Origin of the sequence: Ramlibacter agri (genome assembly GCF_012927085.1) — a bacterium.
In the GTDB taxonomy this organism is placed as follows: domain Bacteria; phylum Pseudomonadota; class Gammaproteobacteria; order Burkholderiales; family Burkholderiaceae_C; genus Ramlibacter; species Ramlibacter agri.
This window is the reverse complement of record NZ_JABBFX010000002.1, coordinates 763,037-781,083: the sequence shown is the minus strand read 5'-3', so window position 1 is coordinate 781,083 and position 18,047 is coordinate 763,037. Positions and strand designations below refer to the sequence as shown.

The following is an 18,047-nucleotide window of genomic DNA, read 5'->3' as shown; positions in this document are numbered from 1 at the left end:
CTTTGGGCATGAAGCTCGAGCTGCCCGAACGCAAGAAGCTGGTCCACAGCGCGCGGATGCCCATCCGCTGGGGCGACATGGACGCCATGGGCCACGTCAACAATACCGTCTATTTCCGCTACCTGGAGGTGGCGCGCATCGACTGGTTCGCCGCGATCAAGTGCCCGCTGAACCCGCAAGGCGAGGGGGCGCTGATCGTCAATGCCTTCTGTAACTTCCACAAGCAGCTGGAGTATCCCGGCGACATCGTGGTGAAGATGTACGCCAGCGACCCGGGCCGCAGCAGCTTCGAGACCTGGGCCACGATCGAACGCGAGGACGACCCGGGCGTGGTGTACGCGTCGGGCGGAGCGACCACCGTGTGGCTGGACTTCCGGCAGCAGAAATCGTCCCCGCTGCCGGCTTGGCTGCGCAGCCTGCTGGAAGACGGGCCGGCCCGTTAGCCTCTCCGCTCCCCGGTCCAGGTACATGGCGCCGGGAGTGGTGGCGCGGAACTCAGGAAGCCTTCTTCTCCCTCGGCACGCGGCCCATCAGGTAGAACTCGGGGTTCGGCATCATGTTCGAGAAGCTCGCCATGCGGTTCGACAGGCCGAAGAAGGCCGTGATGGCGGCGATGTCCCAGATGTCCTCGTCGTCGAAGCCGTGCGGCTGCAGGGCCTGGAAGTCGGCCTCCTCGATCTCGTGCGAGCGCAGGCACACCTTCATCGCGAAATCGAGCATCGCGCGCTGGCGCGGCGTGATGTCGGCCTTGCGGTAGTTCACCGCCACCTGGTCGGCCACCAGCGGCTTCTTCTCGTAGATCCGCAGGATCGCGCCATGCGCCACCACGCAGTACAGGCAGCTGTTCGCCGCGCTGGTGGTGGTGACGATCATCTCCCGCTCGCCCTTGCTCAGCGAGCCCGTCTCCTTGAGCATCAGCGCGTCGTGGTAGGCGAAGAAGGCCCGCCACTCGGCCGGCCGGCGCGCCAGCGCCAGGAAGACGTTGGGCACGAAGCCGCTCTTTTCCTGCACCTCCAGGATGCGCTGGCGCATGTCCTCGGGCAGGTCCTTCAGTTCGGGCGATGGGTAGCGTTGCATGGCGTCTCCGGAAATGCATGGGCCTGACTAAGCGGGCCCACCAAGCATACGGGAGCTTAGAACTGCTGCCAGTCGGGATCGTCCGCCGCGGAGACCACCGCCGGACGCGACGTCCGCACGGGCGGGCGCGGCGCCGGCGCGCGCACGGCGACGGCCTTCGCGGAGCTGCTGGCCGTGGCGATCGCCGTGCGGGCCTGCACCTCACCCAGCGTGAAGGCGCCGACCGCCTCCACCAGGCGAGCCGCCTGCTGGTTCAGGCTGGCCGCGGCGGCCGCGCTCTGTTCCACCAGTGCCGCGTTCTGCTGCGTCACCTGGTCCAGCTGCGTCACCGTGTGGCCCACTTGGCCAATGCCGGTGGTCTGCTCGATGGTCGCGGCGCCGATCTCGCCGATCAGGTCGTTGACGCGCTTCACCTGGGCCACGATGTCGGTCATCGTGCGGCCGGCGTCGCTGGCCTGCACGCTGCCGCGCTCCACCTTGGCGACGCTGTCCTGGATCAGGTCCTTGATCTCGCGGGAGGCGTCGGCCGCGCGGTGGGCCAGGTTGCGCACCTCGCCCGCCACGACGGCAAAGCCGCGGCCCTGGTCGCCGGCACGCGCCGCTTCCACGGCGGCATTGAGGGCGAGGATGTTGGTCTGGAACGCGATGCCGTCGATGGTGCTGGTGATCTCGGCGATGCGTTTGCTGGCTTCGCTGATGGCGCCCATGGTCTGCACCACCTGGCTCACCGCCGTGCCGCCCTCGGCGGCGACCGCGCTGGCGGCGCTGGCCAGCTCGGTGGCCTGGCGCGCCGCATCGGCGTTCTGGCGCACGGACGAACCCATCTGCTCCATCGAGGCCGCGGTCTGCTGCAGGCTGGACGCCTGTTCCTCGGTGCGCTGGCTCAGGTCCTGGTTGCCGATGGCGATCTGGTTGGTGCCGGTGGCGATCTGGTCGGCGGCGCTGCGCACCTGGCCGACGGTGCGGCTCAGCGCTTCGCTCATCGCGTTCAGGGCGCGCATCAGGTCGCCGAATTCATCGCCCCGGCTGGCGTCGCCGCGCTGCGTGAGGTCGCCGCGGGCAATGGCGGCCGCCATGTCCACGGCCTGCGTCAGCGGGCGGCGGATCGAGCGGATCAGGAAGGCGGCGCCGGCCACAACGCCGGCCAGCAGCAGGAGGACAACGGCGCAGACGACGGTCGTCAGGTTCTGGCGCTGGGCGCGGAAATCCGCGCCGACCTGGGTCATGTTGTCCTGTTCCAGCTTGGCGAACTCCCGCTGGGCTTCGAGGTAGGGCGCCGCCGTGGCGTCGATGGTGGCCGCGCTCTCGGCACGGGCCGCGGCGGTCGCCTTGGCGCCCTGCTGCTTCGCGGTGGCGGCGGTCACGTCCAGCAGGCGCTTGCGCAGGCTGGCGATCTTTTCCATCTGCGCGTTTTCGGCAGCGTCGCGGGGCAGGGCGGCCAGCTCCTTCTGCAGCGCGGTGATCTCCTGGATGGCCTTGCCGGTGGCCTGGTCCACCAGCGCGCGGACGGCCGGTTCGGTGCTGGAGGCGGTGATGACGATGCGGCCGACGGTGGCCTCGGTCAGGGCGGTCCAGCGCGTGGCCAGCTGGATCTTGCGCTGGGCCAGGCCCAGGGCGGCCTGCGCCTGCGCCGTCGATTCGGCGGTGCGCCAGGCGGCGAAGGCGATGACGCCGGCCAGGCCGGCGACGAGGAGGGCGACGGCAAGCCAGAGCTTGGTGCCGATGCGGAGCTTGCTGAAGGTCATGGAATGGGCAGTGAAGGTGCGTTGCTCGCAGCTTCTTCGGCGGCGCCCGGCCGGACTTGAGGGCTGCTTACGCCCCGGCCATCAGCTTGTGGACCAGATCCGCAGTCGTATTCGCCTTGTACTTCCGCATCAAACGCGCCCGGTAGATCTCCACCGTCCGGTGGCTGATCTGCAGCGTCTTGCCGATTTCCTTGGAAGTCAGCCCGTCGAGCAGCCGCGCCGCCACCTCGCGCTCGCGCGCCGTCAGCTCGGCCTTGACCGGGCGCACCGCGCTGAGATCTTCGAAAGACCAGATGCCCGCCTCGTGCGGCGCCGCGCGGTTCAGGGCCCGGCCGCTCACGTGGCACCAGAAGACGTCGCCGCTGGCCCGCTTCATGATGCGGTCGTCGGCATAGCGGCCCTTGGCGTTCAGGATGGGCGCCATGCGCTTGCCCAGCCGCTCGTATTCGTCGACGCTCGGATAGAGCACCAGGAAGGACTGGCCCACCAGCAGCTCGCGCGACCAGCCGAACATCTCGCAAAGCGCCTGGTTGCAATCCACAATGGCGCGGTTGCGCGAGACGCACAGTCCCACGGGCGCGAGGTCGAAGGCGAGTCGGTAGTCGGCGTCCATCCGGTGGGGCCTCTAGGGATTACTACGTAACATCGTAGGTAGTATCGTAGCGCCCATCCGGGCATCTTCGTCCCAGCAGGAGACAGTGTGAACAAGATCTACCCCAATGCAGCGGCGGCGCTGGACGGCGTGGTCAAGACGGGCCAGCTGATGGCCGTCGGCGGCTTCGGCCTGTGCGGCATTCCCGAGGCGCTGATCGAGGCGCTGAAGGACAGCGGCGTCAAGGACCTCACGGTCATCTCCAACAACGCGGGCGTCGACGGCTTCGGCCTCGGCAAGCTGCTGGAGACGCGCCAGATCCAGAAGATGATCTCCTCCTACGTCGGCGAGAACAAGGAGTTCGAGCGCCAGTACCTGGCGGGCGAGCTGCAGCTGGAATTCACGCCCCAGGGCACGCTGGCCGAGAAGCTGCGCGCCGGCGGCGCCGGCATCCCGGCCTTCTTCACCAAGACCGGCGTCGGCACCCTGGTGGCCGAGGGCAAGGAACTGCGCGAATTCGACGGCGAGACCTACGTGATGGAGCGCTCGCTGGTGCCCGAAGTCTCGCTGGTGAAGGCCGACGTGGCCGACAAGAGCGGCAACCTGCGCTTCAACCTGACGGCGCGCAACTTCAACCCCGCGGTGGCGATGGCCGGCAAGGTCTGCATCGTGGAGGTGGAGAAGATCGTCGAAGTGGGCGAACTGGCCCCGGACGACATCCACCTGCCCGGCATCTACGTGCACCGCATCGTGCACAACCCGAATCCCGAGAAGCGCATCGAAAAGCGCACCACCCGTCCCGCCTGAGGAGTCAGACAATGCCCTGGACCCAAGACCAGATGGCCGCGCGCGCGGCCCAGGAACTCAAGGACGGCTTCTACGTCAACCTCGGCATCGGCATCCCGACGCTGGTGGCCAACTTCACCGGCGACAAGGAAGTCTGGCTGCAGTCCGAAAACGGCATGCTGGGCATAGGCCCCTTCCCGACCGACGCGGAAGTGGACGCCGACCTGATCAACGCCGGCAAGCAGACGGTGACGACCATCAAGGGATCGTCCATCTTCGGCAGCCATGACAGCTTCGCCATGATCCGCGGCGGCAAGATCAACCTGTCCATCCTGGGCGCCATGCAGGTCAGCGAGCACGGCGACCTGGCCAACTGGATGATTCCCGGCAAGATGGTCAAGGGCATGGGCGGCGCCATGGACCTGGTGGCCGGCGTGCCGCGCGTCATCGTGCTGATGGAGCACGTGGCCCGCAAGAAGGACGGCACCGAGGACCTGAAGATCCTGCCCAAGTGCACGCTGCCGCTGACGGGCGTGGGCGTGGTGGACCTGATCATCACCGACCTGGGCGTGTTCGATGTCACGCCCAAGGGCCTGAAGGTGCTGGAGCTGGCGCCCGGCGTCACCTTCGAACACGTGCAGTCCAAGACCGGCGTCCAGCTGATCCAGTGAAAGCGCAAGCCGCCCTGGCAGGCCTGTGGCAGCTCGGTGGGCTGCCGCAGGAAGCCCTGGGATGCGCCGCCCTGACGGGGCAGGACCCGGCCTGGCCTTCCTCCTTCGCGGTTGCCACGGCTGCGCAAAGCACCATCGCGGCGGCCGCACTGGCCGCCTGCGAAGTCGGCCATGTGCGCGGGCAAGCGCGCCAGTCGGTTAGCGTCGACGCCGCGCATGCCTGCGCCGAGTGCCTGGGCTGGTTCAGCCTGGACGGCCAGGTGCCCGAGCTCTGGGACAAGTTCTCCGGCCTGTACCGCACCGCCGATGGCTGGGTGCGCGTGCACGCCAATTTCGCCCACCACCGTGACGGCGCGCTGCGCCTGCTGGGCCTGGATCCGGCCACGGCCGCTCGCGCTGACGCCGAAGCCGCCATGCTGCGCTGGAAGGCGCTGGATTTCGAGCAGGCCGCGGCCGACGCCGGCCTGGTCGCCACCGCCTTGCGCAGCTTCGCCGAGTGGGATGCCTCGCCGCAAGGCCAGGCCATCGCCGCGCAGCCGCTGATGACGATCACGCGCGTCGGTGACGCGGCTCCGCTCACCTTGCCTTTGCTGCGCGACGACCAGCGCCCGCTGGAAGGCGTGCGCGTGCTGGACCTGACGCGCATCCTGGCCGGCCCGGTCGGCGGCCGCGCGCTGGCGGCGTATGGCGCGGACGTGATGCTGGTGAATTCGCCGCAGTTGCCGAACATCGAAGCGATCGCGGACACGAGCCGGGGCAAGCGCTCGGCGCTGGTGGACCTGCGCTCCGACGAAGGCCGCGTGACGATGCACACCTTGCTTCGGGATGCGCATGTCTTCGTGCAGGGCTACCGCCCGGGCGGGCTGCAGCAGCTGGGCTTCGGCGTGGAGCAGGTGGCGGCTGCGCGGCCCGGCATCGTCTACGTCTCCTTGTCCGCTTATGGACCGCATGGGCCGTGGAGTGGCCGGCGCGGCTTCGATTCGCTGGTGCAGACCGCCAGCGGCTTCAACCTGGCCGAGGGCGAAGCAGCCGGCTCGCCGGGCAAGCCGCGGCCGCTGCCCATGCAGATCCTCGACCAGGCCACCGGCTACCTCATCGCTTTCGGCGCGGCCGCGGCACTGCGCCGGCAGCAGCTGGAAGGCGGCAGCTGGCACGTGCAGGTGTCGCTGGCGCAGACCGGGCGCTGGCTGCGCGCGCTGGGCCGTGTCGAAGGCGGCCTGGCGGCGCAAGCGCCGGCGCTCGATGCATGGCTGGAGACCAGCGCTTCCGGCTTCGGCGAGCTGCGCGCGGTGCGCCACAGCGCCCAGCTGAGCCGCACACCGGCCGCGTGGACGCGGCCTTCGATGCCGCCCGGCAGCGCACCCGCCCACTGGTAGCGGTCCGCCGCGCCGGCGGGAAGAGCGACTACAGCCGTTGACTGCCTAGGACTGCGCACCCTGCGCGGCGCGGTACTCATCATGGCCGCATCTGAATTTGCCGCCGCATGCACCGGCGCTAGAGGCGACCATGAAATCGAAACTCGCACTGCTCCTGGGCCTGGCGCTCATTGGCGCCAAGGCCATGGCCTGCTACACCGTCTACGACAGCCGCGACCGCGTGCTGTACAGCGGCGCCGATGCGCCGGTGGACATGCGCCTGCAACTGCACGAAGGCCTGAGGGCACGCGGCTATCCGGCAGGGGCGCGCCTGGAGTTCGATGAGACCAGCACCTGCCAGCGCGTGACGCTGGGCGCGCTGGCGCGGCCGACGGGCAGCGACGTCCCGCCCAATCACATGGCGATGGAGCGCTCGGCGACGCGCACGGTGGCGCGCAGTGGCCCGCCGGCGCCGCTGTTCACCAGCCGCGAAACGGCCGAAGCCTCGCGCCTGCCGCACGTGCAGGTGGCGGGCGACATCGTGATGGTGCCGCCGCAGGCAGCCGACCGCGCGATCAAGCCCACGGTGACGGTGCTGCCGGCGCCGACCTTCGTCGCCGCCGCGCCGGCCGCGCCCGACACCACGTCGCTGGGCGCCGGCCCGGCCACCTACGGCGCCGCCGCCCCGCGCGGGCGCCGGCAGGTGGTGATCACCGAATTGCGCGATCCGCCGGTCACGATCGTGAACAACGGCGGCAGCGTGACGGTGACGCCGTCGCGTTGATGATCATGGCGACCAGCAGTCCCCCGACGATCGCCCCCAGCCCCGCGATCGCCGCCGGCGCCATCGCATTCCCCAGCACCGCCCAATCCAGCAGCGCGGTTCCACCCGGCACGAGGTAGAACAGGCTGGTGACGTTCACCAGGTTGCCGGCCTGGATCAGGCGATACAGCAGCAAGGTCGCCGCCACCGAAATCACCAACGCGAGCCAGCCCACCGACAGCGCCAGTCCGGCCGACCACTGCACGCGCACTTCGGCGAAGGGCAGGGCCAGCAGGCACAGCGCGAGCGCGACAGCGTACTGCAGCGGCAACACGTCCAGCGGCGCCTGCTGCAGGCGCTTCTGCAGCAGGGTGCCCCAGGTCATGGCCGCCAGCGCCGCCAGTGCGGCCAGCACGCCCGCGAGGCCGAGCCGCGCCGCCAGCAGGCTGTCGAAGACCACCAGCGCCAATCCCGCCAGCGCCAGCAAGAGGCCCGCGATGCGCCGCAGGGACAGCGGCCTTTCGGTGAGCGCGAGCGTCAGCAGCGGCTGCACGCCCATCACCGTGGCCAGCACCCCGGGCGTCATGCCGTGGGCCAGCGCGAGGAGGTAGAAGACCGAGTAACAGCCGACCAGCACGAGGCCCGTCAGCGCGACCTGCTTGCGCGTGCCCGGCAAGGGCAGCCAGCGTCCGCGCCGCAGCGCGATCACGGACAGAACGGCCAATGCGAGAGCAAAGCGCAGCGAGAGGAAAGTGAAGGCGCTGGCGTAAGCCAGCCCCCATTTGGCGAACAGGGCGCCGCTGCTCCAGAGGAGCACGAACAGGGACGTCGGGCCGGACGCGGCCGCGACGGAAGAACGGAAAGACATGGCACCACCCTTGGCTGGCGGGCATGCACGGCATGCCCGCGCGAACACGAAGCCCCGCGCGCAGCGCAGCTACGGCAGGAGCACGAGGAAGGTCAGCGGCGCGCCGGAGGCGGCGCGGTGACCATCGGGGGTGCGAAGGGAGGCGGGTTGGTGGCCAACCGCCGGGTCGTGTTCATGGGGGGATGATAAGAGGTCAAAAGCGCCGGCTCAGATAGGGCGAACCCGCCAGCCCGAAGCGCCACGGCACTTCCGCCGCCTTGCTGATCCCGATCCGCGGCCCGATCGCGATCTCGTGCAGCCTGTCGGGGGCGTGCACTTCGAAAGGCTTCTGGTCCAGCCGGTAGCCGTTCATGTCATGCGCGATGGCCAGCGCCTGGCCGACGCGTCCCGGCCCCGAGCAAAGCAGGCGCGGATCGTGCAGCCCGCGCCGCTCGCACATGACGGCTAGGCCCTGCAAGGGCTCGATCGCGCGGATCAACACCCCTGCGCCATGGCCTTCCTCGCGGCAGACGAAGTTCAGGCACCAGTGGATGCCGTAGGAGCGATACACATAAGCCCGCCCCGGCGGCCCGAACATCGACGCGTTGCGCGCGGTTGGCCCGCCATACGTGTGCGAGGCCGGCTCGGACATGTCGTAGGCCTCGGTCTCGACGATGCGGCCGCCGACGCCGTCCACCAGCAGCACGGCGCCGATCAGCACGCGCGCCATTTCCTCGGCGTCGCGCTGGAAGTCCTGCGGCTTCAGCTTGCTAGGCCTCAAGCGCTTCCTCTTCGCTGCTCTCGCCGAGGAAGCCGCCGCTCTGGTGCGCCCACAGGCGCGCGTACAGGCCGCCGGCCGCCAGCAGTTCGCGGTGCGAGCCTTGCTCCACGATGCGCCCCTGGTCCAGCACCACCAGCCGGTCCAGCGCCGCGATGGTCGAGAGGCGGTGAGCGATCGCGATCACCGTCTTGTTCTGCATCAACTGCTGCAGGCTCGCCTGGATGGCGGCCTCCACCTCGGAGTCGAGCGCGCTCGTGGCTTCGTCCAGCAGCAGGATCGGCGCGTCTTTCAGCATCACGCGCGCGATCGCCACGCGCTGCCGCTGCCCGCCCGAGAGCTTGACGCCCCGTTCGCCCACGTGCGCCTCGTAGCCCTTGCGCCCCTGCGGGTCGCTCAGGTTCATGATGAATTCGTGCGCCTGCGCACGGCGCGCCGCGCGCATCAGCTCCTCGTCGCTCGCGCCCGGGCGGCCGTAGACGATGTTGTCGTGCACCGAGCGGTGCAGCAGCGAGGTGTCCTGCGTCACCATGCCGATGGCCAGGCGCAGGCTGTCCTGCGTCACGTGCGCGATGTCCTGGCCGTCGATGAGGATGCGGCCGCCTTCGGTGTCGTAGAAGCGCAGCAGCAGGTTCACCAGCGTCGACTTGCCGGCGCCGGAGCGGCCGATCAGGCCGATCTTCTCGCCCGGCTTCACGGTGAGGTTGAAGTGCTCGATGATCGGCTGCGCCTTGCCGTAGCCGAAGCGCACGTCCTCGAACTTCACCTCGCCGCGCGGCACCGCCAGCGGCTTCGCATCGGGCTCGTCCACCACCTGGCGCGGGCGGGTCAGCGTGCCGATGCCGTCCTGGATGGTGCCGATGTTCTCGAACAGCGAGGCCATTTCCCACATGATCCAGTGCGACATGCCGCTGATGCGCAGCGCCATCGCGGTCACCGCGGCCACCGCGCCGGGCCCGACCTGGCCCTGCGTCCACAGCCAGATGCTGTAGCCGCCGGCCGCGATGATCAGCAACACCACCAGTGCGTGGTTGACGATCTCGAAGCTGCTGACCAGCCGCATCTGCTGGTAGCCGGTGGTCATGAACTCCGTCATCGCCTGGCGCGCGAAGCTGGCCTCGCGCTGCGTGTGCGAGAACAGCTTGACGGTGGAGATGTTGGTGTAGGCGTCGGTGATGCGGCCGGTCATCATCGCGCGCGCATCGGCCTGCTTCTTGCCGATGCGGCCCAGGCGCGGCACGAAGTACCAGACCGAAACGGCATACAGCGCGAACCAGCCCAGGAAGGGCAGCATCAGCCGCACGTCGAAGGCCGCCGCCAGTCCGAGGATGGTGATGAAGTAGACGCCGATGCCGATGATGACCTCGGTCGTCGTGAAGATCATCTCGCGCACGGCCAGCGCGGTCTGCATGACCTTGGTCGTGATGCGGCCGGCGAACTCGTCGGAGTAGAAGGCCAGGCTCTGGCCCAGCATCAGCCGGTGGAAGTTCCAGCGCAGGCGCAGTGGGAAGTTGATGGCCAGCGTCTGGTGCTTGAGGATCGTCTGCAGCGCGATCACCACGGTGCTCGCCAGCAGGATCGCCGCGTACACCGTGAGCAGGCCGTCTTGCTGCTGCCAGAAGGTCTCGCGCGAGGAGCGCGACAACCAGTCCACCACCTGCCCAAGCATGCCGAACAGCCAGGCCTCGTAGCCGGAGATGATGGCGCTGACGATGGCCAGCGCGAGGATGTAGCCACGCAGGCCCTCGGTGCAGGCCCAGACGAAGGCGAAGAAGCGCTTGGGAAGGGGTGGGGGCTCGACATCCGGGTAGGGATGGAGCAGCTTTTCGAACAGCCGGAACATGGAACCGGTGAGTTTTAACGGAAACCTGACATCGCTGGTGGGAAGGGCATTCCTGGCACTTGTAGGCGACCAGGAATACTGTATAAAGAATCAGTATTCTGCCATGACTGCCCCTGCCGTTTCCGACCTGCAAATTCGCCACGTCTGGCGTGGGCGGGAACTGGCGCAGGCGCAGGAAAAGGTGCTCTCCACGGGCTTCGCGGCGCTGGACGCGCAGCTGCCGGGCCAGGGCTGGCCGCTCGGCTGCCTGGTCGAGGTGCTGCAGGCCCAGCCGCAGCAGCACGTCTGGCAATTGCTGGCGCCGGCGCTGGCGCAATGCATGCGCGAGGAATCCGGCCCGGTCGTGCTGGTCGCCCCGCCTTACGAGCCTTTCGGCCCGGCCTTGCAGGCCCAGGGCCTGAGGCCGCAGCAGCTGCTGTGCGTGCACGCCGACAAGCCTGCGCAGCGCCTGTGGGCCGCGGAGCAGGCGCTGCGCTGCGCCGACGTCAGCGCGGTGCTGGCCTGGGTGCCACGCGCGAAGGCGGAGGAGCTGCGCCGCCTGCAGTTGTGCGCGCAGCAGAACGATCGCCTGCTGGTCGCCTTTCGCGGCATCGAAGCCCGCGAGCAGTCGTCGCCGGCGCGCCTGCGCCTGCTGTTGCAGGGCACGGAGCAGCTGGAGGTGAGCATCCTCAAGCGCCGCGGCCCGCCGCTGCTGCAGCCGGTCATGCTGGACGCGCATCCCGCGCGCCTCGCGGCCTTGCTGGCCGCGCGCAAGGTGCGCCGCGCCGCCACGCCCCTTCCCGTCGAACAAGTCGTGTCCGATGTACTGGATCGCGCTGCAAGCCTCGTCCGCTGAAGTGCGGCAGGCCTGGGGCTGGCGTGGCTTGCAGTTCACGCCCCGGGTCGCCGCCGTCGAAGAGGCCTTGCTGCTGGAGGTCTCGGCTTCCGAACGCCTGTTCGGCGGGCGCAAGCGGCTCGCGCGGCAGTTGCTGAACTCGGATTTGCCGGCGCCGGTGTGGGCGCATGGCGCGACGGCGCTGGTGGCCCTGGCGCTGCTGCGGCTGCGCGAGCAGGGGCGCGAGATGCCGGAACAGGTCCCCGACGGCCTGCCGCTGGACACACTCACCGCCGCCGGCCCGCACCTGCACACGCTGGAGCGCATCGGCTGCCTGACCTTCGGCCAGCTGCGGGCGCTGCCGCGCGGCGGCGTCAGCCGGCGCTTCGGCGCGGAGCTGCTGCAGGCGCTGGACGCGGCCTATGGCCAGCGGCCGGAGCGCTACGACTGGCTCACCTTGCCGGGCAGCTTCGACCTGAATCTCGAACTGCAGATGCTCGCCACCTCCGCGCCGGAACTGCTGTTCACGGGCTCGCACCTGCTCACCTTGCTGCAGGCCTGGCTGCAGGCGCGGAACCTGGGCGTGCTGGCGCTGGAATTCGAGTGGACGCTGGACCTGAAGCGGCTCGATGGCAAGCGGCTGCCGCCCAACGAGAAGCTGGAGCTGCGCACGGCCGAACCGACCCAGGACATGAAGCATCTGCGGCGCCTGGCCAGCGAGCAGTTCAACCGGCTTTCCATCGCCGCACCGGCCAACCACCTGCGCCTGCGCTCGCTGGAGACGGTGCCGTGGGGCGGCCTGACGACCAGCCTGCTGCCGGAGGACAACCGCCCGGGCGAGAAGCTGCACCAGCTGGTCGAGCGCCTGAGCGTGCGGCTCGGCGAGGACAACGTGGTGATGGCACTGCCGCAGGCGGACCACCGGCCCGAGGCGATGCAGCGCTGGAGGCCCGTGCGCGGCGCGGAGCCCTCGAAAGCGACTCACGGCGTCGCCGACGCGCTCTATCCGACCTGGCTGCTGCCGCAACCGCTGGAGCTGGAGGTGAAGGACAACGTCGCCTACTACGGCGGCCCCTTGCGCCGCCTCGCGCGCCTGTACCGCGTGGAGACGGCCTGGTGGGAAGAGGACGGCGCGGTGCTGCGCGACTACTTCCTGGCGCGCAGCGTTGGCGCCGGCCTGGTCTGGGTGTTCCGCGAACGGCCGCTGAAATTCGCCAGCGAGTACCGCTGGTACCTGCAGGGGCTGTATGCCTGAGACCCACGCCAAGCCGGGACCTTTCCTCGACAAGGAAAGCCAGCTGCCGCCCATCCTGCGGCCGGGGCCGGACTCGCTGCCGCCTTATGCGGAGCTGCACTGCATCAGCAACTTCAGCTTCCAGCGCGGGGCCTCGCATCCGCAGGAGCTGGTGCGGCGCGCCTACGACCTCGGCTACCAGGCGATCGCGATCACCGACGAATGCTCGGTGGCCGGCGTGGTGCGTGCCTCCAGCGGCCTGAAGGCCTACCTGGAGTTCGCGCGCGAGCTGCAGGACAAGGAGCCTGGCAACCGGCGCCTGCGCGATTTCAAGCTGCTGTTCGGCAGCGAGTTCGACCTGGGCGATGCGCGCCTGGTGGCGCTGGCGCGCAGCCTCGATGGCTGGGGCGGCCTGTGCGAGTTCATCTCCACGGCGCGCATGACCTCGGCCAAGGGCGAATACAACGCCAGCTGGGACGGCAGCGATTTCGGCAAGTTGATCGGCTGCGAGATCCTCTTCGCGCCCAAGCGCCTGCCCGGTGTGCCGCTGGACCTGGAGGCGCTGTGCGCCAGGCTCGCGCAGGCGCGCAACCTGTTCGGCGAAAACCTGTGGCTGGCGGTGGAGTTGCTGCACTCGATCGACGACGACCTGTGGCTGGCGAGCCTGCGCGAAGCCGGCGAGCGCTGCGGCGTGCCGCTGGTGGCCGCCGGCGACGTGCACATGCACGTGCGCTCGCGCAAGCCCCTGCACGACGTGATCACCGCCGTGCGCGAAGGCAAGGCCGTGCGCGATTGCGGCTTCGCGCTGCAAGGCAACGCGGAGCGCCACCTGCGCACGCGCCTGCGGCTGGCCGAGACCTATCCGCGCGAACTGATGGAAGCCTCGCTGGAGGTGGTGAAGCGCTGCAACTTCGAGCTGGAAAGCATCCGCTACAACTACCCGCTGGAGGCCGTGCCGGAGGGGATGACGCCCGCGCACGCCTTGCGCAGCCTCACCTACGCAGGCGCGCGTGCGCGCTACCCGCAGGGCGTGCCGCTGAAGGTGCGCCTGCTGCTGCGCAAGGAGCTCGCGCTGATCGAGCTGTGCAACTACGAGATGTACTTCCTCACCGTGCACGACATCGTGCGCGAGGCGGAGCGGCTGCGCATCCTGTGCCAGGGCCGCGGCTCCGCCGCCAACTCGGTGGTCTGCTACTGCCTGGGCATCACCGCGATGGACCCGATGGACTCCGAGCCGCTGCTGGAGCGCTTCATCAGCCTGGACCGGCGCAACGAGCCGCCCGACATCGACGTCGACTTCGAGCACGAGCGGCGCGAAGAGGTCATCCAGTACATCTACGGCAAGTACGGCCGCGAGCGGGCGGCGATTGCCGCGGTGGTCATCAGCTACCGCACGCGCAGCGCCATCCGCGACGTCGGCAAGGCGCTGGGCGTGCCCGAGCCGCTGGTCGACGCCTTCGCCAAGGACCACCACTGGTTCGACAGCGAGCTGGCGGTGGAGCGCCTGCAGGACCTGGCGCGGCTGGAGCAGTGCGAGATCACGGCGCATGTCGCGACGCAGTGGATGGACCTGACCTGGCAGCTCATGGGCTTCCCGCGCCACCTGAGCCAGCACGTGGGCGGCTTCGTGCTGACGCAGACGCCGCTGGTGCGCCTGGTGCCGGTGGAGAACGCCAGCATGAAGGACCGCTCGGTGATCCAGTGGGACAAGGACGACCTGGAGGACATGGGCCTGATGAAGGTGGACGTGCTGGCGCTGGGCATGCTCAGCGCGCTGCGGCGCTGCCTGGACATGCGCAACGCGCTGCGCGGCGGCCCGCCGATGGCGCTGCGCGACATCCCGAACGGCGACGAAGCGACCTACGAGATGATCCGCCGCGCCGACACGGTGGGCGTGTTCCAGATCGAGAGCCGGGCGCAGATGTCCATGCTGCCGCGGCTGAAGCCCAAGAAGTTCTACGACCTGGTGGTGGAGGTCGCCATCGTGCGGCCGGGGCCCATCTCCGGCGGCATGGTGCATCCCTACCTGCGGGCGCGCGAAGCCTTCGACCGCGGCGGGGCGGCCGCCATCTCCTACGAACGCTCCACCCGCGAAACCGGCAAGGAGCCGCGCCTGAAGAAGGCGCTGGCACGCACCTTGGGAGTGCCGATCTTCCAGGAGCAGGTGATGGAGATCTCGATGATCGCCGCCGGCTTCACCGCCACCGAAGCCGATTCGCTGCGCCGCGCGATGGCCGCGTGGACGCGCAAGGGCCGCGTGCACGACTTCGAGCGGCGGCTGGTCGGCGGCATGCTGGCCAACGGCTACTCGCAGGATTTCGCCGAGCGCATCTTCAAGCAGATCCAGGGCTTCGGCGAATACGGTTTCCCGGAGAGCCATGCCTACAGCTTCGCCTTGCTGGCCTACAAGAGCAGCTGGCTCAAGCGCCACGAACCCGAGTGCTTCCTCGCCGCGCTGCTGAACTCGCAGCCCATGGGCTTCTATGCGCCTTCGCAGTTGATCCAGGATGCGAGCCGGAATGCGGGCGTGGCGGTGTTGCCGCCGGACGTGTCCTCCAGCGATTGGGACAGCAAACTGGAGTCCGACGCCGATTCGCGGCCGCCGGTGCGGCTGGGACTGCGCCTGGTCGGCGGCCTCAGCCAGCTGGCCGGTGAACGCATCGCGAAGGAGCGCGAGGAGGGCGGGCCCTTCAGCAGCGTCGAAGACATGACTCTGCGCGCGCAGCTGGACGTGAAGGACCTGAAGGCGCTGGCCGCCGGCGACGCCTTGAAATCGCTGGCCGGCCATCGCCGCCAGCAGGTCTGGGAGGCGGCGGCGCAGCGGCGCGCGCCGGCCTTGCTGGAACAGGCCCCGATCGCGGAAGAACAGCTGGAACTGCCGGCGGCCCGGGAAGGCGAGGAGATCGTCTTCGATTACGCATCGCTGGGCCTGAGCTTGCGGCGCCATCCGCTGGCGCTGCTGCGCGCCAGGCTGAAGCGCATGAAGATCCTCACGGCCACCGAGCTGGACGCGCTGCCGCACGGGCGGCGGGCAGCGGCCTGCGGCATCGTCACCGTCCGCCAGCAGCCCGGCACGGCCAACGGCACGATCTTCGTCACCCTGGAAGACGAGACCGGGCCGGTCAACGTGATCGTCTGGCCGCGGGTGCGCGAGCTGCAGCGCGAGCCGCTGCTGCGTTCACGCCTGCTGGCGGTGCACGGCACCTGGCAGCGGGACGTGGAAAGCGGCGGCCACGTGCGGCACCTGGTCGCCGAGCGGCTGGAAGACCTCACGCCGCTGCTGGGGCGCATCGGGCAGCAGCGCAGCAGCAGCCGCGACTTCCACTGATCAGGGGGCCAGCGCCGCCTTGACCGCCGCGCTCACCTGGCCCATGTCGGCCTTGCCGGCCAGGCGCTGCTTCACCGCGCCCATCACCTTGCCCATGTCGCCGGGTCCGGAGGCGCCCAGTTCGGCGACGATGGCCTTCACTTCGGCGGCGATCTCGTCGGCCGACAGGCGCGCGGGCAGGTAGGCCTGCAGCACCACCACTTCGGCCTGCTCCTTGTCCGCCAGGTCCTGGCGGGCCGCCTTCTGGAAGGCGTCGATGCTGTCCTTGCGCTGCTTCAGCAGCTTGTCGACGATGGCGACCACGGCGGCGTCGTCCAGCTCCACCCGCTCGTCCACTTCCTTCTGCTTGATGGCGGCGGTCAGCATGCGGATGGCGCCCAGCTTCTCGCTGTCCTTGGCGCGCATGGCGGCCTTCATGTCCTCGGTGATGCGTTCCTTGAGCGTCATGTTCTTTTCTCCGTTGCAATGAAAAAAGCCCGCGCGGGCTGGCCCCAGACGGGAGTATCAGAAGAAAAGCCCGCCTGGGCGTCCCCAGGCGGGCTTTTGTTCGAAGCGGCTTAGGCCGGGGCTCAGTAGAGCTTCTTCGGCAGCTGCATGCTGCGCACGCGCTTGAAGTGGCGCTTGACGGCGGCAGCCTTCTTGCGCTTGCGCTCGGCGGTGGGCTTCTCGTAGAACTCGCGGGCGCGCAGCTCGGTCAGCAGGCCCAGCTTTTCGATGGTGCGCTTGAAGCGGCGCAGCGCCACGTCAAACGGCTCGTTTTCCTTGACACGAATGGTCGTCATGACTTTCCGGATATCCAGTGTGTTGGCGGAACGAAGATCGAGGACGTCCGCCGGGGTTCCCCACCTTTCAGGTTCGATCAGGCCGGTGGGGTTTGCCAGCAAAGCCGGAGATTATAGCCTTGTTTGGCCAACGGGCAAGCCAGGGGCGAAACGCTCCCCCAAAGCCTCCGCGCAGGCGTTCCCGCTCGCCCAGGCCCACTGGAAGTTGTAGCCGCCCAGCCAGCCGGTCACGTCGACCACCTCGCCGATGAAGTACAGCCCGGGCTGCTTCTTCGCCTCCAAGGTCTGCGAGGACAGCTCCCGGGTGTCGACGCCGCCGGCCGTCACTTCGGCCTTGCGGTAGCCCTCGCTGCCGGTGGGCACCAGCTCCCAGGCCTGCAGGCGCTGTGCCAGCTGCTGCAAGGCCTTGTCGCTGCACTCGTTGACCGGCCGCTGCAGGCCCGCGTCCTGCTGCACCCAGGCATCCGCCAGGCGCGAAGGCACCCAGGCCGCCAGCTCGTTGGCCACCAGCTTGCGGGAACGGGACTTGGCTTGCAGCAGCTCGGTGGCCAGGTCCACGCCCGGCGCCAGGTCGATCCGCAGGGGCTGGCCTGCGCGCCAGTAGCTGGAGATCTGCAGCACCGCCGGCCCGCTCAGGCCGCGGTGCGTGAACAGCAGGTCCTCGTCGAAGGCCATGCGCTCCTTCTTCGCCCCGGTCTCGATGCGCACCGGCAAAGCCAGTCCGGCCAGGCCGGCGAACGGCGCCCAGGCGGCGCCGTCGAAGGTCAGCGGCACCAGCGCGGGCCGCGTCGTCACCAGCGCCAGGTCGAACTGCCGCGCGACGCGATAGCCGAAGTCGCTGGCGCCGATCTGCGGGATCGACAGCCCGCCGGTGGCAATCACTACCGCCGGCGCCTGCACCTCGCCCTTGGACGTGCGCAGGCGATAGGTGCGGTCCGCAAAGGCCATCGACTCCACCGTGCATGGCTGCCAGCGCGTCACGCCGCCGGCCTCGCACTCCGCCAGCAGCATGCGGATGAAGTCCTCCGAGCTGCGGTCGCCGAACAGCTGCCCCTTGTGCTTCTCGTGGAAGGGAATGCCGTGCTTCTGTACCAGGGCGATGAAATCCGTGGGCGTGAAGCGGGCCAGCGCCGAGCGGCAGAAGTTGGCGTTCTCGCCGAGGAAATGCTTCTGCGGCGCGCGCGGCTCCAGGTCCCGGTTCGTGAAATTGCAGCGGCCGCCGCCGGAGATGCGCACTTTCTCCGCGACCTTGGCCGCGTGGTCGACCAGCAGCACCTTCACGCCGCGCTGGGCCGCGCGGGCGGCGCAGAACAGGCCGGCCGCGCCGGCCCCGATCACGATGGCGTCGAAAGTGGAAGGGGAAGTCGCGTCCGGCATGGACGCGGATTATCGGGCGGAGTCCACCGGCGGTCGGCCGCCTGTGGCGCTGCGC

At 69.3% G+C, this 18,047-nt stretch carries 17 protein-coding genes; 8 read left to right on the top strand and 9 right to left on the bottom strand.

What is annotated here, in order from left to right:
• Positions 1–8: 8 nt before the first annotated feature.
• The gene (locus tag HHL11_RS22220) at positions 9–443 is read left to right on the top strand and encodes an acyl-CoA thioesterase (protein ID WP_169420740.1); all 435 of its coding nucleotides are present in this window, start codon (positions 9–11) and stop codon (positions 441–443) included.
• Between the two features lie 52 nt (positions 444–495).
• On the opposite strand, the gene HHL11_RS22215 is transcribed toward HHL11_RS22220, so the two are convergent.
• The 3 genes from HHL11_RS22215 to HHL11_RS22205 all read right to left on the bottom strand — a co-directional run bounded on the left by HHL11_RS22215 (position 496) and on the right by HHL11_RS22205 (position 3,435).
• Positions 496–1,077 (bottom strand): peroxidase-related enzyme, encoded by a 582-nt coding sequence (locus HHL11_RS22215; RefSeq protein ID WP_169420739.1) that lies wholly within the window; start codon positions 1,075–1,077, stop codon positions 496–498.
• Between the two features lie 56 nt (positions 1,078–1,133).
• On the bottom strand, positions 1,134–2,822 hold the full coding sequence (locus tag HHL11_RS22210; protein ID WP_205964516.1) for a methyl-accepting chemotaxis protein: 1,689 nt from the start codon (positions 2,820–2,822) through the stop codon (positions 1,134–1,136).
• Between the two features lie 67 nt (positions 2,823–2,889).
• Positions 2,890–3,435 carry a LuxR C-terminal-related transcriptional regulator gene (locus tag HHL11_RS22205; RefSeq protein ID WP_169420738.1) on the bottom strand — a complete coding sequence of 182 codons (546 nt, stop codon included), beginning with the start codon at positions 3,433–3,435 and terminating at the stop codon, positions 2,890–2,892.
• Between the two features lie 87 nt (positions 3,436–3,522).
• Between HHL11_RS22205 and HHL11_RS22200 the strand changes: the two genes are divergently transcribed.
• From HHL11_RS22200 to HHL11_RS22185, 4 genes are all read left to right on the top strand, one after another.
• The gene (locus tag HHL11_RS22200) at positions 3,523–4,221 is read left to right on the top strand and encodes a 3-oxoacid CoA-transferase subunit A (protein WP_169420737.1); all 699 of its coding nucleotides are present in this window, start codon (positions 3,523–3,525) and stop codon (positions 4,219–4,221) included.
• Positions 4,222–4,232: 11 nt separating this feature from the next.
• Positions 4,233–4,871 carry a 3-oxoacid CoA-transferase subunit B gene (locus HHL11_RS22195; RefSeq protein ID WP_169420736.1) on the top strand — a complete coding sequence of 213 codons (639 nt, stop codon included), beginning with the start codon at positions 4,233–4,235 and terminating at the stop codon, positions 4,869–4,871.
• Positions 4,868–6,247, top strand: a complete 1,380-nt coding sequence (locus HHL11_RS22190; RefSeq protein WP_169420735.1) for a CoA transferase — start codon at positions 4,868–4,870, stop codon at positions 6,245–6,247. The genes HHL11_RS22195 and HHL11_RS22190 overlap by 4 nt, the downstream gene beginning before the upstream one ends.
• A gap of 130 nt (positions 6,248–6,377) precedes the next feature.
• Positions 6,378–7,010 carry a hypothetical protein gene (locus tag HHL11_RS22185; RefSeq protein WP_169420734.1) on the top strand — a complete coding sequence of 211 codons (633 nt, stop codon included), beginning with the start codon at positions 6,378–6,380 and terminating at the stop codon, positions 7,008–7,010.
• Here the strand turns inward: HHL11_RS22185 and HHL11_RS22180 are convergent.
• The 3 genes from HHL11_RS22180 to HHL11_RS22170 all read right to left on the bottom strand — a co-directional run bounded on the left by HHL11_RS22180 (position 6,961) and on the right by HHL11_RS22170 (position 10,457).
• Positions 6,961–7,857, bottom strand: a complete 897-nt coding sequence (locus tag HHL11_RS22180) for a DMT family transporter (RefSeq protein ID WP_169420733.1) — start codon at positions 7,855–7,857, stop codon at positions 6,961–6,963. The two genes, HHL11_RS22185 and HHL11_RS22180, sit on opposite strands and share 50 nt — an antisense overlap.
• A gap of 193 nt (positions 7,858–8,050) precedes the next feature.
• Positions 8,051–8,566: a DNA-3-methyladenine glycosylase gene (locus HHL11_RS22175; RefSeq protein WP_205964605.1), complete on the bottom strand. Its 516-nt coding sequence runs from the start codon at positions 8,564–8,566 to the stop codon at positions 8,051–8,053.
• A 40-nt stretch (positions 8,567–8,606) separates the two neighbouring features.
• Entirely contained in the window at positions 8,607–10,457 is a 1,851-nt protein-coding gene (locus HHL11_RS22170; protein WP_169420731.1) for an ABC transporter ATP-binding protein, read from the bottom strand.
• A 103-nt stretch (positions 10,458–10,560) separates the two neighbouring features.
• Between HHL11_RS22170 and imuA the strand changes: the two genes are divergently transcribed.
• From imuA to HHL11_RS22155, 3 genes are read left to right on the top strand one after another with little or no spacing between them, the layout of a single operon-like run.
• Positions 10,561–11,292, top strand: a complete 732-nt coding sequence (imuA, locus tag HHL11_RS22165) for a translesion DNA synthesis-associated protein ImuA (RefSeq protein WP_169420730.1) — start codon at positions 10,561–10,563, stop codon at positions 11,290–11,292.
• Entirely contained in the window at positions 11,258–12,526 is a 1,269-nt protein-coding gene (locus HHL11_RS22160) for a DNA polymerase Y subunit UmuC family protein (protein WP_169420729.1), read from the top strand. Before imuA ends, HHL11_RS22160 begins: the two co-directional genes overlap by 35 nt.
• Complete coding sequence (locus HHL11_RS22155; RefSeq protein ID WP_169420728.1) at positions 12,519–15,833, top strand: error-prone DNA polymerase; 3,315 nt, start codon at positions 12,519–12,521, stop codon at positions 15,831–15,833. The genes HHL11_RS22160 and HHL11_RS22155 overlap by 8 nt, the downstream gene beginning before the upstream one ends.
• Here the strand turns inward: HHL11_RS22155 and HHL11_RS22150 are convergent, their stop codons facing one another.
• The 3 genes from HHL11_RS22150 to HHL11_RS22140 all read right to left on the bottom strand — a co-directional run bounded on the left by HHL11_RS22150 (position 15,834) and on the right by HHL11_RS22140 (position 17,992).
• Entirely contained in the window at positions 15,834–16,280 is a 447-nt protein-coding gene (locus tag HHL11_RS22150; RefSeq protein WP_169420727.1) for a GatB/YqeY domain-containing protein, read from the bottom strand. It abuts the gene before it with no gap.
• Positions 16,281–16,402: 122 nt separating this feature from the next.
• Complete coding sequence (gene rpsU, locus HHL11_RS22145) at positions 16,403–16,615, bottom strand: 30S ribosomal protein S21 (protein WP_104301834.1); 213 nt, start codon at positions 16,613–16,615, stop codon at positions 16,403–16,405.
• Between the two features lie 111 nt (positions 16,616–16,726).
• On the bottom strand, positions 16,727–17,992 hold the full coding sequence (locus HHL11_RS22140) for a BaiN/RdsA family NAD(P)/FAD-dependent oxidoreductase (RefSeq protein ID WP_169420726.1): 1,266 nt from the start codon (positions 17,990–17,992) through the stop codon (positions 16,727–16,729).
• Positions 17,993–18,047: the final 55 nt, after the last annotated feature.